Here is a 17602-nt window from a genome sequence, read left to right as displayed (position 1 = left end):
CTAAAACTTTAGTTGATAAGACAAGTTAGTGTAGAGAGCATTCGATAATTATTCATTTCATCTTGATTACTGTGTGCTATTTTGCTAACTATGCAAAAAATAAGCAATGGAAAAATTTGAATTAGACCCTATTGAATACCCTCTGGGAAAAAGAATAAAAAAGGAACTTTCCTTACTGGCACTTCTAATTGTTATTATCCTGTTTTTTGTAGGCATAAACGTGGTTTATTTAACTACTGTGCTATGCATGTACGTGCTGTTGTTACTTTTAAAAAGGAACAGAATCGTTTACAAAATAGAGTTCGATGATCACTCAGCCGAAATAGGATTATTCTACTATTACTTAATATTTTTCAGTGGAAAAGAAAATATAAAGTACGATAAAATTGTTTTTAAAATGGGATTGAAACGATTTGGTTTTGGAAGTGCGGTAGAGACTATTGAACTTTTTAAGGGAAAATTTTTAGCGGGTGAAATAAGAAAAGAAGGCAAATGGAAATGGACTGAGGAAAGTATAAATCAGCTCAACAAAAAATTGATATCTATCAACGAATTAAAATAACTTAACTATTTCAGACCTGTTAAGGTATGATTCTTGTGCTTTGGTACGCATAAATCAAATTACAATTTATATATCTTTGGGAAAAGATCATCCTCTTTGTAATTAAAATTTGGACTCATTCGTAAAATAGGTACATATTGTCTGATTCTTATTCTTTCGATAGGAAATCTTCTCCATGCAAATGGGCAAAGGATTTCGCGAAGAGATACGCTTGCTGAAAAAAAACAATATGCCAAATTACAGGATAGCACCTATATCATTTCCAGAGATACAATTATTTTTCTATTAGATACCGTAAGAGAAAAACGTTTTAAAAACAATTCGAAAAATGGATCTAAATTTTACAATTCTTTGCAGCAGGGTGCCGGCAAGCGTAAGTTCACCAAGGAATTATACAATTTGTTTTTTATCTCGCCCGACAAACTAAATCCAACAGATACGATAAAAACAGAACGCAGCGAAACCGCTTTCGTGCAGTATCGAGGTAAAACAATACGAAACATTACTGTTCGGGTTTTAAAACCATTTGGGCCTACTTTATATGATACAACTCAAGTTGCAGCAACCTGGATAGAAACAACCGGAAATAAACTTCATAATACCAGTCGGAAAAACCATTTACGCAAACTGTTACGAATAAACGAAGGTGATGATGTAGATCCATACAATCTGGCTGATAATGAACGCTTAATCCGTGAATTATCATACATTAAGGATGCCTATTTCAGAGTTGTTCCTGTTTTAGGTTCACAAACATTAGTCGATCTTCAATTATGGGTTAAAGATCAGTTTTCGTGGGGAGCAAATATGAAGCTTGGCTCCCTAACCTCTACCGATTTTGAAATATACAATCGAAATCTTTACGGATTGGGACATGAATTTAGTAATAGTTTTGAATTTGATTCAAATAAAGATCAGAAATATGGTTACACAGGGAGATATAAAATTAGAAATATCCGAAAATCATATATTGATGCCACTTTTACCTACCAAAACACTTATGAAAAATCGGTTATTCAAATAGATTTGGACCGAAGTTTCGCAACCTACAATACCAAATATGCCGGAGGCTTTACCCTCTCGCAAACCATGAGATCGGACGAAATTCAAAAAGATGATCCGATTATTAACGAAATACCTTTGGATTTTAATTATGGAAATATTTGGTTCGGGCGTTCTTATAAGATTAAATCGGGAAAACAATTTGCCCGAAGAAAATTATATATAACAGGAAGAATATCGGGTCGGGAATTTTTCGAAAGACCTGAAGTTGGTCCAACACTAAATCAATTTTTCCACAATAATATTCTCTATCTGGCTAGTTTAAGCTTAAGTCAAATTCAATATTACAAGAGTAATTTAATTTACAATTTTGGACGAACTGAGGATATACCATATGGTTCTTTAGCACAGCTTACCATGGGGTACGAAGACCGGGAATACTCCTATAGAAGGTATTTGGGTTTTGATTTCCAAAAAGCAGTTTACCTTCAAAAAAGCAGAACTTATTTCTTTAACCGGGTTGCGCTTGGCGGATATTTTAATTCAGAAAGGTTTGAACAGGGTGTCTTGCTTGGTCAAACAAAGTTCTTCAGTCGCATTCGTAATCTCGGATCTCTTCGTCTTCGTAATTTTGCAGATTTGCAATATACACTGGGAATAAGAAGATTTCCAGAAGAATTCATAAGCTTAATTACTGATACAGGAATACGAGGTTTTTCAAAAGAAGATGTAACAGGCACTCAGAAATTAGTTCTTAATTTGGAAACTGTTGCCTTTACACCTTATACTTTAGGGGGTTTTCGTTTTGCTTTTTACTCTTTTGCCGACATGGGATTTATAGGCAGTAATAAAAAGAACATTCTTAAGGAAAAATTCTATTACGGTGTAGGATTTGGTATTCGTTTGCGCAACGAAAATCTGGTATTTAAAACCATACAGCTGCGCCTTGCTTTTTATCCAAAAGCGCCCTCCGATTTTAATCAGTTCGAATATCAATTATCCGGAGAAGAAAGACCTAAATTCAACAACTTTAGAGTTTCTCAACCAGAAGTAATTCCTTTTGAATAGTTCTTTGGAATTTCTTATTCTCTAAAAATTTAAATCTTATTTTCTTTCCAATTAACGAATTTAAGGTACAACCAGGAACTCAAACCAAGAAATCCGCCATAAAAATACTCCGAAGTCCACACTCCTGAAATTGGTAATTTTAAAACTGCTATTAAAAGATAGACTCCACCCAAATAGCATACTAAAACCCCAATCTCAATCAACATAGCATGAAAAGTATTTCCTGTTCCTGAAACACCATGAAAAAGAGTCACTGCAATTGGAAAAATTAAAGTTGCACCAAAAATCACGTACAAAACCGGTTTTGTATCAGCAATCAACCCCAGCTCTTCGGTATAAATTGAAATTATTAATTCAGGATTAATAATACAGATACCAACCAATATTAAAACCGAAAGAAAGGACAACTTAATTGTCCGCCAAATAACCGGCATAACCTCAGCCGAATGTCCTTCCCCAATAACCTGACTCACCAAAGTATTAGCCGCTGATGCAAAAGACCAAACCGGCACCATCATCAAAACATAAATACTTCTTATAATATTTGAAATTGCCAACTCTCTCTGCCCCATTCTTTCTACCATTAAAAAGAAAACAAACCAACACGACAGAGCCAAAAAATTCTGAATCATCATGGGAAAAGATACTTTAATTAGCCGCGAATAAAGTTCCCAATCAATTTTTGCAAAACCGAATAAATCATAAGTCTTAACAGGTACTCTTTTTAGAGTATAGGCAATAAAAACAAGCATAACACAAAACTCGGCAATTACAGAAGCAAAGGCTGCACCTTTTATTCCCATTTCAGGAAATCCCCACTCTCCAAATATCAGCACATAATCGAAAAAGATATTAATAATTGCCATCAGAATGGTACTCCAGCCAATTATTTTTGTTTTTGCGATTCCAATATAGAAAGCTCTGAACAATAAATTTACGCATGCAAACAGGATTCCCCACGCCCGGTAAGAAATGTAATCGATACTGGCATTATATATTGCATTCGATTTCACAATAGTCTTCAGAATAGGCGGAGCTTGTAATTCCATAAAAACGACCAGCAATACCGCCAAAAACAATAAAAAATACAAAGCATGATCGAAGGTTTTGCCAACAAGTTTGAGATTTCCTTCCCCCACTCTTCTTGCAATAACAATTTGAGCTCCCAATCCAAACCCCCAGGCAAGCATTACAACCGCAAAATAAAATATTGTTGCAATAGCCGCAGCCCCCAAAGCTGTTTCACTTAAGTGCCCCAAAAATGCAGTATCGGTAAGAGCAATTATATTTTGTGCTGCACTTCCTAAAATAATAGGATAAGCTATTTTCCAGATACTTCTATAATTGATTTGCGTTTTCAAATTGATATTTTATTTAATGTATACACACTTAAAATCATAATGAGTGACACTTCAGGAACAAAAAAACCGTCACCCCAAAATTGCCGAAAAATATCGGAATTGGAATGACGATTTATTTATTTTTATAACTAACCAGCCTCTCTTATTTCAAATAATCATCAAAATAATTACTCACCTTTTGCTTTAAGTGAATACGATCACGCCCTCTTACATTGTGCTCGGCACAAGGATAAGGGAAATAATCAACCTGAACATTGTTTTTAATACACTCCCGGATAAAATTTAAACTATGCTGCCATAGCACAGTATTATCAATTGCGCCCTGACAGATCAATAGTTTTCCTTTCAAATCTTTTGCTTTTGCAAGTAAGGAGGTCATAGCATATCCTTCCGGATTCTCTTCCGGAGTATCCATATAACGCTCTCCGTACATCGCTTCGTACCATTTCCAGTCAATTACCGGACCACCGGCTACAGCAACTTTAAATACATCCGGGTAATTTGTAATTAAGGAAATGGTCATAAAACCGCCATAACTCCATCCATGAACGCCAATACGATCAGCATCAACATAGGGTAATGATTTTAAAAACTCTACACCTTTCATTTGATCAGCCATTTCGGGTTGACCGCACTGACGGTGGATAATGGCTTCAAACTCTTTTCCTCTATTTGCTGAACCTCTATTATCCAAAACATAGATTAAATAGCCATTCTGAGCCATATATTGCTCCCATAAACGGGAACCTCCCAACCAATTATCAGTTACCAATTGCGCATGCGGCCCCCCGTAAACGTAAACCACCACCGGATATTTTTTATTTGGATCGAAATCTGCTGGTTTAACCATTCTATAATGCAGATCAGTTTTTTCATCTGCGGATTTTATGGTACCCAAAGTTATTTCACCCAAATCATGATCAGTCAGCTTATTTTCAGCATTCACCAATTCCTTTATCACTTTGCCTTTTGCATCAGCAATATTGATTTTTCGCGGCACATTTAAACTGCTGTAATTATCAATAATAAATTTACCATCGGCACTTGGTTGAACTGCATGAGTTCCTTCCTCTGTTGTTAAGCGAATTCGCTTGCCCGTTTTTAAATTCAATTTATATGCATGTCTTTCAATAGGACTCACTTCCGTTGATACAAAAAACAGGTTCTTTTCTGATTTATCAAAACCCAAAATTTCTGTAATTTCCCAATCACCTGATGTCAATTGTTTGATCAATTTTCCATCCGTATCGTACAAATAAGCATGATTAAAACCATCCCGGTTATTGGTCTGATAAATAAATTGATTTGGATTATTTTTTAAGAAAATCAATTCATGGGAAGGTTCTACCCAGCGATCATCTTTTTCTTCGAATAGTGTTTTTACAAATTTACCTGTTGCTGCTTCGTATTTATTCAGTTTAGCATGATCCGAAGCACGGTTCAAAACCTGAATGTAAATAAATTTCCCATCTGACCCCCAAGTAATATTTGTCAAATATTGATCCGTTCCAAAATCATCAGGCTGAATCCATACTGTCGATTTCTCTTTCAGATTATAAATACCCAAACTCACCGTTTCGCTGCCCATGCCAGCCATCGGATATTTAATTTCCTTCAAATCGCCAACCCGTGTGTTGATATCTAATAATGGAAATGTGGTAACATTACTTTCATCTTTCCGATAAAAAGCCAAACATTTTCCTTTTGGTCCCCAAAAAATTCCATCACTAATACCATATTCACTCCGGCTCACCGTCTGACCGTTAACCAAATTTTTATCCTGATCCGAAGTTACAGCCACTTCATTTCCATCTGCACCGCTTATATACAGATTATTCTCAATGGTATATGCAACAGATGAATTAACAGCACAAAATTCAGCATTTTCCGCCTTAGAGTTAATTTTCAATTGTGACACAAGCTTCTTATTGAGCAGATCGATTTGAATAAAATTACCTTGATTATAATATTGAATCACATCATTACTTATCCATGAAAACCGCGGCAATCTGCTTAATTCTTTGTTTCCTGCCGATTTTAATATCACATTTAAATCCGATAATGTAAAAATAATTTTAGCCTCTTCATCTGGTTCAGCCACCATAATTTCATTGTTTGAAACATAGGATATCAGATTACTTTCGCCTTTCCACGATAATTGAGATAAATTTTCAGGATAAAACTTTCCCCATTGTCCCAAAATAGCGTCTTCCATACTCAATTTCTTTGTTTGAGCATCTGCAGCAGTAAAAAGGGCACAAATGATTAGTAAATAGGTTAGAAGGAATACTCTTTTCATAGTGTTTTTTGTTGTTGTTATATTTCTTTTCAAAAAATTCGTCTCCAAATGTATCCTTTTTAGTAGAAATAGAGTAATAATGAAAGAATAATTAACCGAGACAATCACCAATTACTTTGAACAAAATCCAAAGTAAGATCGAAAAACTCAATCAATAGTAAATTCGCAAAACGAATCAGTAGTGTAGCATACACTAAGCTTTGAGAAGTAGTTTATTCTTTCTAAATTGGCTTAATAAATTTTAAGTTATACAATATGCCGAAGAACAAAATACCAAACAGTATTAAATTTCTTATTTTAATCTCTATTGCTGCAATCGTAACATTTTTTATTTTACGCAAAAATAAGACTGAGAATGATGTTGCCGCTGACGAGATCGCTGCAGAAGCTGCTATCATGGAAGATATAGATCAGTCTGCGAATATTTTTAAATACAATAATATTCTCTTCAGTCTGCCATCTCCGTATCAAATCTCATTGCTTCTTGAGCAATCGGGAATTCCTTACAATAAAGATTTATTGCATACCACAAGCAAAGCAAGCGACTATGTTGAAAATTTTAGTAAAGCTGTAAATTTCGGCATTTACGGATCTGATTTAGGATACATTAACATCTATCGTCAAACTCAGGATGCAGCAAGTTATTTTGCGGTTTTAAAAATCATTTCTCAGGAAATTGGATTATACAACGCAATGGATAAACCTACAATTGAACGTATTGAGAAAAATATTGAAAATAGAGACTCTTTGCTCGTTATTGTAAGTACTACCTATCGTAAAATCGATAATTATTTAAAAGCCAATGACAGAGAAAATACCGGAGCTTTAATCTTAGCAGGTGGTTGGATAGAATCGGTTTATATTCTAACCCAACAAATCAAGACGAGTCCAAACAAAGAATTAATGACCCGGATTTCAGAGCAGAAAAGACCTCTTGAGAATTTAATAAAACTTTTAGTACCCTATTCCAATGAATCTAAAGACTTCTATTTTTTGGTTGATCGATTGATCGATTTAGCCTACACATTTGATGAAATAGAAGATAAATACACATATATTCCTCCAATTACTGATGCTAAAAACAAACTGACAATTGTAAAAAGCAAATCTGAATTGGTGATGAATAAAGAACAATTAGCTTCAATTACTGATAAAGTAAGTGTTATTCGTAACTACATCATCAAGTAATCCATTTAAAAAAACGACTTATGAATCGCTTCTATACCCTTATTCTTATATTATTATTTACAGGTCTTAGCCTTCACTCTAATGCGCAATCGGATATTACATTGCAAAACTGCACAAAATATCTGGAACCTGAATTTATATCCGATGGCCAACAATATAAAGCCCTTCTATCAGGTGGTGAAGTTGCTGAATTTCACACAACCTTTTATGCCAATAACTATTACCGAATTGTAGGAGCCACTGGCAAAATGGAAAAAAATGTAATCTTCTCAATTTACGATGAGGAAAATCATTTGCTTTTTTCCAATAAGGATCATAAGAACTCGCCTTACTGGGATTTTCAATTTACCAACTCGATAAATTGTACCATTGAAGCCAAATTAAATCAGAAAGAAGTAACATCCGGATTTGTCCTTCTCCTAATCGGATTTAAACAATAATATCCGTTCACCTCTTCTCACAACACACCACTAACTTTCACATTCTATGAGTGAACGAATTCTTAAGGCTTTAATGCAGCTATTTGCAATCATTGCTCACCCAAAAAGTTCAGCAATTGAAAGGCGAAGAATGGTTTCCAAATATCTCAAGCAACAACTTGATCAAGAAACTGCTGAGGAATATCTTAGCTTATATGATCAACACTATGAGGCTAACCAGAAGCGTACTACAAGAACCACAAAAATTAAAAAATACACTTCGGCAAGCTCGGTGAGAGTGCTTCGCATATGCACCGAAATAAACGAAGAACTCATTGTCCGTCAAAAGGTTATTGTCCTCATTCAGTTGTTGGAATTCCTAAAATTGGAAAAAGAAATTAGTGATCAAGAATTCGCATTTGTTGAAACTGTTGCAGAAACCTTTAACCTTCCTCTTGGAAGTTATGATCGATTAAAGAATTTTGTTCTAAATGATTTCGATGAAATCACCCGATCAGTACGCTTACTTACCGTTAGTAATGAGAACAAAGTATTTGAAGTAGGAGAACATTATTATGCTGAAGGTTTCGTAGGTGAAATTAAAATTCTTCGTCTTAAGCGAGTAGATATGTTCGTGTTGCGATTCAAGGGAATTGAAGAGCTAATCATGAACGGGCAGAATCTTAATCCCGAAAGAGTACATCTTTTAACTCAAGGTTCATCCATCCGAAACCCGAAAATTAATCCGATTTATTTTAGTGATATTGCCACTACTTTTCATCGCGATCAGGAACACAAAAGGGTTGTATTCGAAGCCAAAAATATTGAATACCGGTTTAAAGAAAATAATATTGGTATTCATGATCTTTCTTTCAAGGAAGAGTCAGGAAAAATGGTTGGCATTATCGGATCAAGTGGTGCAGGTAAAACAACGCTTTTAAATGTTTTAAATGGGTCAGAAAATCCCAGTGATGGAATTGTTGAGATTAATGGATACAACATTGTAGCCGATAAATCCCAATTGGAAGGTGTTGTTGGTCATGTTTCGCAGGATGACTTATTAATAGAATCGCTTACCGTTTTCGAAAATCTATATTTTAATGCCAAACTTTGCTTCGACAAATACAGTACTTTTCAACTAATTAGAATTGTATTGAACTTACTTAAAGATCTAGGCTTGTACGATGCCCGAAATCTTAAAGTGGGAAATCCATTGGATAAAAAAATCAGCGGCGGACAGCGAAAGCGGTTAAATATTGCTTTGGAATTGATTCGTGAACCTTCCGTATTATTTCTTGATGAACCAACTTCAGGTTTATCATCGAGAGATTCGGCAAAGATTATGGATCTTCTTAAAAATTTAGCATTAAAAGGGAAGTTGATTTTTGTCGTAATACATCAACCGTCTTCGGATATATTTAAAATGTTCGATCGCTTGTTAATTTTGGATACTGGTGGTTATCTGATTTTTAACGGGAACCCACTTGATGCGATAACCTATTTCAAATCGCAAACAATGCGGGCAAATCGCACCGAGAGTGAATGCTCATCATGCGGTAACGTTGATGCTGACCAGATTTTTAATATTATTGAATCTGAGGTGTTGGATGAATACGGTAATCCTACACAGGTTAGAAAGGTATCTCCAATTCAATGGTATAAAAAATATCACGAATATGTCGGTGTGAACAAGTCTATTGAGGATACAACAGAACTTCCTCCGGTAACATTCAAAATTCCAAATATCTTTAAACAATTTAGTGTATTTGTAAAAAGGGATGTAATTTCCAAACTGGCGAACCGCCAATACTTATTTATTAATTTATTTGAAACACCATTATTGGCATTTCTTTTAAGCTATATTATTAAATTTTACAATATTGATGTTGCCAATGATTTAGGTTATACATTTAGTAACAACAGCAACCTTCCCGTTTATCTTTTTATGTCGGTAATCGTTGCTCTGTTTATTGGCTTAACTCTTAGTGCTGAGGAAATTATTAAAGATCGAAAAATTCTTAAAAGGGAACGGTTTTTAAACTTAAGCAAGTTTAGTTATCTACTTTCAAAAATTGTTATTCTGTTCTCCATATCAGCCTTTCAAGCCTTTTTATTTACGATAATAGGTAATTCTATTCTGGAAATTAAAGGAATGTTTTTTGAATATTGGCTTGCTCTGTTCAGTGCCTGGTGTTTTGCGAACATGCTTGGTTTAATCATATCTGACAGTTTTAAAACTGTGATTACCATTTACATTTTAATTCCTTTTATCTTAATACCACAGCTAATTTTAAGTGGTATAATTGTAAAATTTGATAAACTTAATCCAACCATTTCGACACCGAATAATATTCCCTGGTATGGTGAAATAATAACTGCTCGTTGGGCTTATGAAGCTTTAGCTGTAAAACAATACAAAGACAACGAATATATGGCTAATTTTTACGTCTACGAAAAGTTAATGAGTAAAGCAGATTATCGTAAAAATTATTGGCTTCCTATACTTAAGAACAAATTAAATACCAGCGAACGATATCTTAAATTACCAGATAAAAAGAAGGAACTTGCCGAAAATTTATTACTCCTTCATAACGAACTTTCGATAGAAGATCTTGATCAAATTGCAATTCCATTTGATAACTTAGATCAACTCAATCCTCAAAAATTAAACGCTGACGTTATTAAAGCGACTCGGGAGTATTTTAGTAAATTGAACCGATACTACATCAATTTATACAACGTCTCGAATCGTAAAAAGGATGAACGCTTAACCAAGTTGCAAAAAGGATTTTTAGACAAGCAGGCATTTGTGAACATGAAAAAATCATACACGAATGATGGCCTTACTGAGTTTGTTAGAAATTCGAACGATATCGAACGAATTATTGAATACAAAGGGAAATTATTCCAAAAAATTGATCCTATTTACAGGAATCCAGAAGGAAGTTTTATTAAAGCACACTTTTATGCTCCTCAGAAAAGGGTATTTGGACAATATTTCGACACTTACTGGGTAAATATCATCGTTATTTGGCTCTCGACATTTTCGCTGTATATTATTCTGTATTATAGCTTATTCAAGAAACTATTAGGTGTTTTTGATCAAAAATTTAACAAGAAAAAATACGAACGATAAATCTTCAAAAATCGATTTATCAAATTCAAAAAAAGCCTGATTTCAATTCATAAAAAAACCGCAAGTGAAAACTTGCGGTTTTTATATATCTTAAAATATACTATTCTTCTTCTATCATTGTAAATGGAATCTTAATAATAGACTGATAATCTTCACCAGCCTCCAACATATCTTCATCATCCGCTTCATAATACCAGTTAATTCCAACCTTTTGTCCACGCTTAAATATAACTTCAAGCTTTTTAAAGACATCCAGCAAGCATTTCGAAGAGCTGGTATTAAAATACTCAAGTCTAATATTTACGATCGTAGCTTCCTTTGGTTCATTAATGTAGGTATCAAGCCACTCAATAATTGGCTTATAAAAATCTAAGGAATTCTCTGGAATTGATCGCCCGGAAATTAAAAAAGAACCTTCATCTCCATCAAAATTTATGTTTGGTGTTTTAGGGCTACCTTCTATAATAAGTGAATTCATGAAAATCTATTTTTGATTGTTATTAAATAATTACATCTATAGCAAGAAACAAAAAATTAGGGTTGTATTGAAAAAACTGATACTCCATATTATTGCCACTCTTTCTTGCAATGTCAACCATTCCTAGTCCGCCACCACCCTTTTCAGAGAATTGGTCGTTTTCTAAGATAATCCTATATAAACTTTGAGTTTCTGTCGAAGACAATGTATTAATTTGATCAATTCTATCTCGAATAAGTCTTAATCCATCAATTTTAATAAAATTCCCTGCACAAATTCTGTACTGATTTCCTTCATCACGTAAAATTAAAACACCAAATTTTTCATAGGAAACATCTAATTCAGAAGGAACCTCACCATGGTGATGTAAATTCTGAACCAGTTCAACCAATACATTAAAAACTTTCTTGAAAAGCTTTGGTGGTTCATTTCTATCTTTCAAAATTTGTTCAATCGAGTGTAAAATATCAGTAACATCCTCATCTTCAATCCGCCCCATATAGTCGAAAATAGCATCTTCATCTATTTTTTCGGAATACCACTGGTTTAGATCAAAGTTCATAAATAATATAATTATTGTTACCCGCTGGACAAATATAATAAAATATCGTTGAGCTGATGAGATATGGAATCAATTTTCCTAATTACTCCTTTTTATATCTTTCGTTCTTTTTTCCGTCGAACATTGAATATTTTTGAAATTTACATTCCAATGGACCATTGAACAGCGTTATTTTTCGGGAAGGACGCAATCCAATGCTATGGAAGCACTCTTCAGAGTAACTCAATATCCATGCATCATATCCAGCAAAATTGTGCTTTAAACGCTCTCCAATCATAGAATACAATCCTTCCAAATCCTTAATTTTCAGTCTCTCACCATAAGGTGGATTTGTAATCATCAAACCTTTCTCTATAGGTGGAACAAATTGCTGGAATGGAGTAATTTTCAAATCAATTTTTCTTCGCAAGCCCGCATTTCTAATGTTTGCTTCGGCAATCTCAACAGCTTTATCAGAAATGTCTGAACCCATTATTTTCCCTTCAAATTCTACTTCAGTTTCTTCGTTATAGATATCTTCCCACATATCTTCGTCATATTCTTTCCATTTTTGAAAAGCAAATTCTTTACGATACAATCCAGGAGGAATATTATATGCAATAAGAGCGGCTTCAATTAAAAGGGTACCCGAACCACACATAGGGTCAATAAAATTCATTTTTTTATCCCAATCAGATAACAAGATCATACCTGCGGCCATAACTTCATTAAGAGGAGCTGCTGTTTCTGCAACACGATACCCTCTTTTGTGTAATGATTCTCCGGAGCTATCAAGAGAAACAGTACAGGTATTTTTATCGATATGAATATTAATTCTTAGGGTTGGATTAACCACCCGAACATTTGGACGATCTCCAATCTTGTCGAAGAATTGGTCAACAATAGCATCTTTTACACGATAGGTTACAAACTTAGAGTGTTTGAAATCTTCTGAACTTACAGTACTGTCAATGGCAATTGTTTCACGATGTGTGATGTACTCGCTCCAGTCTATCTCCTGAATCCCTTTGTACAACTCATCTGTGTCCTTAGCATTAAATTTATGGATTGGTTTCAAAACCCGGGTTGCTGTTCTCAAATGAAGATTTGCTTTATAAATTAAGCTTTTATCTCCAACAAAGCTCACAGCTCGCTTTAAGATTCTAATCTCTTCTGCACCTAATTGTTCCAACTCATGAAACAATACTTCCTCTAACCCTTGAAAGGTTTTTGCAATTAATCTGAATTTACCCGAGTCTGTTTTCAAAACTTTCTTTTTTTAATGTCTCTTAATTATTTCAAATAACGGTTACAAGAAAAACAATTCCTTATTCATTTCAAAAACCAAAGCTTTCGATCCGCATTTCGGCTACAAAATTAATCTTTAGCTCTTAAAAACATAGGTTTTCGAGAAGATATTAATAAAAAAAGCCGAAAGTTAAACTTTCGGCTTAGTATCATTACTTATTCATTCGCTAATTCTTTCTGATAGATCTTTGGATTACTCAAAACCTCTACCGCTTTTAATATAAAATCATTTTTCTTATTTACGACCTTATAATACTCAGAACTCTCCCATAAATCCCTGGCCAAAAGTGCTTTTACATGAAGCTTCAAATCATCAACAACAGCAAGATAATCCTCTTCATTTTTCTCTATCCCCTCTTTTTCTCCCATAGAAACGATCTCTTGAAGCATCTCTTCACTGACTTCAAAGTTTTTATCAAAATCTTCAAAGTTTGCATATTTATTTCTCAACTTCTTCAAATTCCTATCCATATAATTCACAACAAAAGGATAAACTACATTTTTCCGAACCAATAAATTGAAATATTTAAAATTAGCCGTTGTATCAATAGGTATAAAAATATCAGGCATAATACCTCCTCCTCCATAAACGATTCTATTTTTCACTAATGTATTATACTTTAACGAATCTGGAAAGTGTATACTATCTGCACTTATCATTTCGCCTGATTTATATCTGTTCAATATATCCAGATGATAATCCTCTAAACCTTTTTCATACGACTTTTGAATACATCTTCCTGTCGGAGTATAATAGTGAGCTGTGGTAAGACGAATCATAGATCCATCGGACAATGGAAACTGACGTTGTACCAAACCTTTTCCAAAAGATCTGCGGCCAAGAATTAAGCCTCTGTCCCAATCCTGAATTGCCCCTGCTACAATCTCCGATGCAGATGCAGATCCTTCATCAAGAAGCACAACAACTTTCCCATTTTTAAAAATACCTTTGGCAGTAGATATATTTTCCCTTCTTGGATTTGTTAAACCCTGAGTATAAACAATTAATTGCTCAGCTTCGAATAATTGATCAACAATTTCAATTGCAGCCTGCATATAACCTCCACCATTACCTCTTAGATCGAGAATCATATCCTGCATATTTTCAGCCTTTAATTTAATTAAAGCTTCCATAAATTCTTCCGAAGTTGTTGCAGCAAATCGATTAAGTTTGACGTAACCAATCTGATTATTAATCATGTAAGATGCATCCAAACTATGGATAGGAATATTATCTCTTGTTATTACAAAATCAATCAATTCTTTTTCGCGCTTCCTCTTTACAACAAGACTAACAATTGTTCCTTTATCACCACGCAGGCTTTTACGAACATCATTATTTTTTAATCCAACAGCTGCAACATTTTCGTTATCAATTTTTAATATTCGATCGCCGGCACGTAAACCAACCTTTTCTGACGGACCACCAGGAATGGTTGCTACAACCATTAATGTATCTCTCAAAATATTAAATTGGATGCCAATTCCACTAAAACTTCCCTGCAATGGTTCATTCATTTCCTGAATCTCATCTTTGCTTATATAAACCGAATGCGGATCTAATTCAGACAACACTTTAACAATTGCATCTTCTGTTAATCGATCAAGACTAACTGTATCAACATAGAATGCATCGATTAATGCCAACAAATTTTGATATTTTATCGCTTGATTCTTTACTGATTGAGCCTTAAGTCCACCGACATACATAAACAGGCCGACTAAACAGATAGAAACCACGTTCCTCAAAAATAATTTCTTACTACTCATATAAATTATGCTTTTTAATAAATTTTGCGCAAATTGATTTTAAATTTCAAAAAGTCACCGAAAGATACAATTTTTATAAGAAATACAGGTATTGTAAAATACAAATATGAAACATAAACCGAACATACTTTTAATTGGTTTTCATAATTCACTGAACATTGATTCAATGACTCAAATAGCTTTTGAAAATTGTAACACAGGACAGGAAGCAATTGAATTAATCATCGATGAAAATTTTGATTTAATTATCTCAAAATATCAGTTAGATGACCAAAATGCTATTGAATTAAATCAGTCTGTTAAATCTGTAAAAAGCTACTCTGCAAATACTATTCCAAAAAACAATAAGCTTCTTATTATTACCACTAATCCTGAAGAAGAGCAGCTTTGCAAAGACAATAAAATACTGTTCTTTCCAGAAAATCTCAATTTAAAATCACTGATACTGAAACTAATCGATCTTCCAAAAGAAATAAAAAGAGGTGATCAAAAAGTCGCTATTATTAATTTCAAAGATCTTTTTAAACGGGTTGACAACAATCGTGAATTTATACAAACAGTAATCGAAAAGTTTTTTGAAATTTGGAAATCCCGAATCAATGACATTCAAACTCCTTTAAATAACGGGGAATTTAAACTTGCAAAGGATGCTGCTCATAAACTAAAAGGAGTATTGGCAAACTTCTCTATGGAAGCTGCAAGAACTACTATTATCGAATTGGAAAAACATATTTTAGATAACGATCAGGAATTATCAGTTCAAAAATTAAATCAATTAATTACTGATATTGAGAATACCCGCAAATTTTATCTTGACAACCAAGATCAATTCAAATCCTAACATTTCAATTAAAATAAAACGCAATACCTTCAGTCGAAGATATTGCGTTGCAATATATATATTTTAGCCTTTACTGTAGAGTATTATTCCCACTCGATAGTTGCCGGTGGTTTTGAGCTTATGTCATAAACAACTCTGTTGACACCTTTCACTCCATTAATAATCTTGTTCGAAATTTTTGCAAGAAATTCATAAGGCAAATGTGACCAATCTGCTGTCATTCCATCTGTAGACCCAACAGCCCTTAAGGCAACAACACTTTCATAAGTTCTCTCATCTCCCATAACACCAACAGACTGAACCGGCAACAACATCACTCCTGCCTGCCAAACTTCATCGTACAATCCATCTTCTACCAATCCTGAGATAAAGATGTGATCAACCTCCTGAAGAATACGAACTTTTTCAGCAGTAATATCACCTAAAATACGAATTCCCAAACCAGGTCCTGGAAATGGATGACGACTAATAAATTTATCTTCCAATCCCATACTTCTTCCTACTCTTCGAACCTCATCTTTAAAAAGCAACTTTAATGGCTCAACCACCTTCAATTTCATAAAATCAGGTAATCCCCCAACATTATGGTGAGACTTAATGGTTTGCGACGGTCCTCCGGATACCGATACTGATTCAATAACATCAGGATAAATAGTTCCTTGTCCTAACCATTTGGCATTTTCAACTTTATGAGATTCTTCATCGAAAACCTCAATAAAGGCATTACCAATTATTTTACGCTTAGTTTCAGGATCGGTAACACCAGCCAGTGCAGAAATAAATTTCTCTCCCGCATCAACACCAATCACATTCAATCCTAAAGTTTCATATTTTTTTAATACATCGGCAAACTCATTCTTACGCAACAAACCATTATCAACAAAAATACAATACAGGTTTTTACCTATTGCTTTGTGTACCAACATAGCTGCTACCGTTGAATCAACACCTCCCGATAAGCCAAGAATTACTCTGTCATTACCCAGCTTTTCTTTTAATTCAGCAACTGTTGTTTCAACAAATGCATCAGGTGTCCAATTCTGGTGGCAACCACAAATATCTACGATATAATTCTTCAACAGAATACTTCCTTCTGTTGTGTGATACACTTCAGGATGGAACTGAATTCCGAAGCTTGTCTCACCTTCAATCGCAAATGCGGCATTCTCTACATCCGAAGTACTTGCAATTACTTTAAAATTTGAAGGCATTTTCTCAATGGTATCACCATGCGACATCCACACTTGCGAATTCAAGCTAATGCCTTTCAATAATTCGTTGCTGTTATCTACAGAAGTAAGATTGGCACGACCATATTCACGTTTATTAGAAGCCATAACTTCTCCACCAAAACAATGAGCCAAATGCTGCGCACCATAACAAACTCCCAGAAGTGGAAGTTTACCTTTTATTTCTAATAAATTTGGAATCGGAGCCTTTTCGTCACGAACAGAAAACGGACTTCCAGAAAGAATAACTCCTTTAATCGATTCATCGATAACGGGAGGATTATTAAAGGGATGAATTTCACAATAAACGTTTAATTCACGAACTCGTCTGGCAATCAACTGTGTATATTGTGAGCCAAAATCTAAAATCAGAATTTTTTCCTGCATAAAATCTATAAAT

General features: G+C 34.2%; 13 protein-coding genes. 6 read left to right on the top strand and 7 right to left on the bottom strand.

Annotated features, from left to right (window positions below; translation table 11 throughout):
* Nucleotides 1-106: 106 nt before the first annotated feature.
* Both ACHZAX_RS06010 and ACHZAX_RS06005 read left to right on the top strand, forming a co-directional pair.
* Entirely contained in the window at nucleotides 107-562 is a 456-nt protein-coding gene (locus ACHZAX_RS06010; RefSeq protein ID WP_320018404.1) for a hypothetical protein, read from the top strand.
* Between the two features lie 351 nt (nucleotides 563-913).
* Entirely contained in the window at nucleotides 914-2632 is a 1719-nt protein-coding gene (locus tag ACHZAX_RS06005; RefSeq protein ID WP_320018403.1) for a BamA/TamA family outer membrane protein, read from the top strand.
* A gap of 29 nt (nucleotides 2633-2661) precedes the next feature.
* On the opposite strand, the gene ACHZAX_RS06000 is transcribed toward ACHZAX_RS06005, so the two are convergent.
* Nucleotides 2662-3993 carry an MATE family efflux transporter gene (locus ACHZAX_RS06000; RefSeq protein WP_320018402.1) on the bottom strand — a complete coding sequence of 444 codons (1332 nt, stop codon included), beginning with the start codon at nucleotides 3991-3993 and terminating at the stop codon, nucleotides 2662-2664.
* Between the two features lie 142 nt (nucleotides 3994-4135).
* Complete coding sequence (locus ACHZAX_RS05995) at nucleotides 4136-6292, bottom strand: S9 family peptidase (RefSeq protein ID WP_320018401.1); 2157 nt, start codon at nucleotides 6290-6292, stop codon at nucleotides 4136-4138.
* Between the two features lie 255 nt (nucleotides 6293-6547).
* Between ACHZAX_RS05995 and ACHZAX_RS05990 the strand changes: the two genes are divergently transcribed.
* From ACHZAX_RS05990 to ACHZAX_RS05980, 3 genes are read left to right on the top strand one after another with little or no spacing between them, the layout of a single operon-like run.
* Complete coding sequence (locus tag ACHZAX_RS05990; RefSeq protein ID WP_101311456.1) at nucleotides 6548-7480, top strand: hypothetical protein; 933 nt, start codon at nucleotides 6548-6550, stop codon at nucleotides 7478-7480.
* 20 nt (nucleotides 7481-7500) lie between these two features.
* Nucleotides 7501-7920 carry a hypothetical protein gene (locus ACHZAX_RS05985; RefSeq protein ID WP_101311457.1) on the top strand — a complete coding sequence of 140 codons (420 nt, stop codon included), beginning with the start codon at nucleotides 7501-7503 and terminating at the stop codon, nucleotides 7918-7920.
* A 46-nt stretch (nucleotides 7921-7966) separates the two neighbouring features.
* Nucleotides 7967-11035 carry an ATP-binding cassette domain-containing protein gene (locus ACHZAX_RS05980; protein WP_101311458.1) on the top strand — a complete coding sequence of 1023 codons (3069 nt, stop codon included), beginning with the start codon at nucleotides 7967-7969 and terminating at the stop codon, nucleotides 11033-11035.
* 100 nt (nucleotides 11036-11135) lie between these two features.
* Here the strand turns inward: ACHZAX_RS05980 and ACHZAX_RS05975 are convergent, their stop codons facing one another.
* The 4 genes from ACHZAX_RS05975 to ACHZAX_RS05960 form a co-directional block, all read right to left on the bottom strand.
* A complete protein-coding gene (locus ACHZAX_RS05975) occupies nucleotides 11136-11513 on the bottom strand; it encodes a DUF1987 domain-containing protein (RefSeq protein ID WP_101311459.1) in 378 nt (125 codons plus the stop codon).
* A 22-nt stretch (nucleotides 11514-11535) separates the two neighbouring features.
* Entirely contained in the window at nucleotides 11536-12075 is a 540-nt protein-coding gene (locus ACHZAX_RS05970) for a SiaB family protein kinase (RefSeq protein WP_101311460.1), read from the bottom strand.
* A gap of 82 nt (nucleotides 12076-12157) precedes the next feature.
* Nucleotides 12158-13321: a THUMP domain-containing class I SAM-dependent RNA methyltransferase gene (locus ACHZAX_RS05965; RefSeq protein ID WP_101311461.1), complete on the bottom strand. Its 1164-nt coding sequence runs from the start codon at nucleotides 13319-13321 to the stop codon at nucleotides 12158-12160.
* Between the two features lie 197 nt (nucleotides 13322-13518).
* Nucleotides 13519-15132 (bottom strand): S41 family peptidase, encoded by a 1614-nt coding sequence (locus tag ACHZAX_RS05960; RefSeq protein WP_320018400.1) that lies wholly within the window; start codon nucleotides 15130-15132, stop codon nucleotides 13519-13521.
* A 166-nt stretch (nucleotides 15133-15298) separates the two neighbouring features.
* Between ACHZAX_RS05960 and ACHZAX_RS05955 the strand changes: the two genes are divergently transcribed.
* Nucleotides 15299-15973 (top strand): response regulator, encoded by a 675-nt coding sequence (locus tag ACHZAX_RS05955; RefSeq protein ID WP_320018399.1) that lies wholly within the window; start codon nucleotides 15299-15301, stop codon nucleotides 15971-15973.
* 83 nt (nucleotides 15974-16056) lie between these two features.
* On the opposite strand, the gene guaA is transcribed toward ACHZAX_RS05955, so the two are convergent.
* A complete protein-coding gene (guaA, locus tag ACHZAX_RS05950; protein ID WP_320018398.1) occupies nucleotides 16057-17589 on the bottom strand; it encodes a glutamine-hydrolyzing GMP synthase in 1533 nt (510 codons plus the stop codon).
* Nucleotides 17590-17602 lie beyond the last annotated feature (13 nt).

It is taken from the genome of Labilibaculum manganireducens (assembly GCF_963665805.2).
In the GTDB taxonomy this organism is placed as follows: Bacteria; Bacteroidota; Bacteroidia; order Bacteroidales; family Marinifilaceae; genus Labilibaculum; species Labilibaculum manganireducens.
This window is presented reverse-complemented; position numbering and strand designations above follow the sequence as displayed.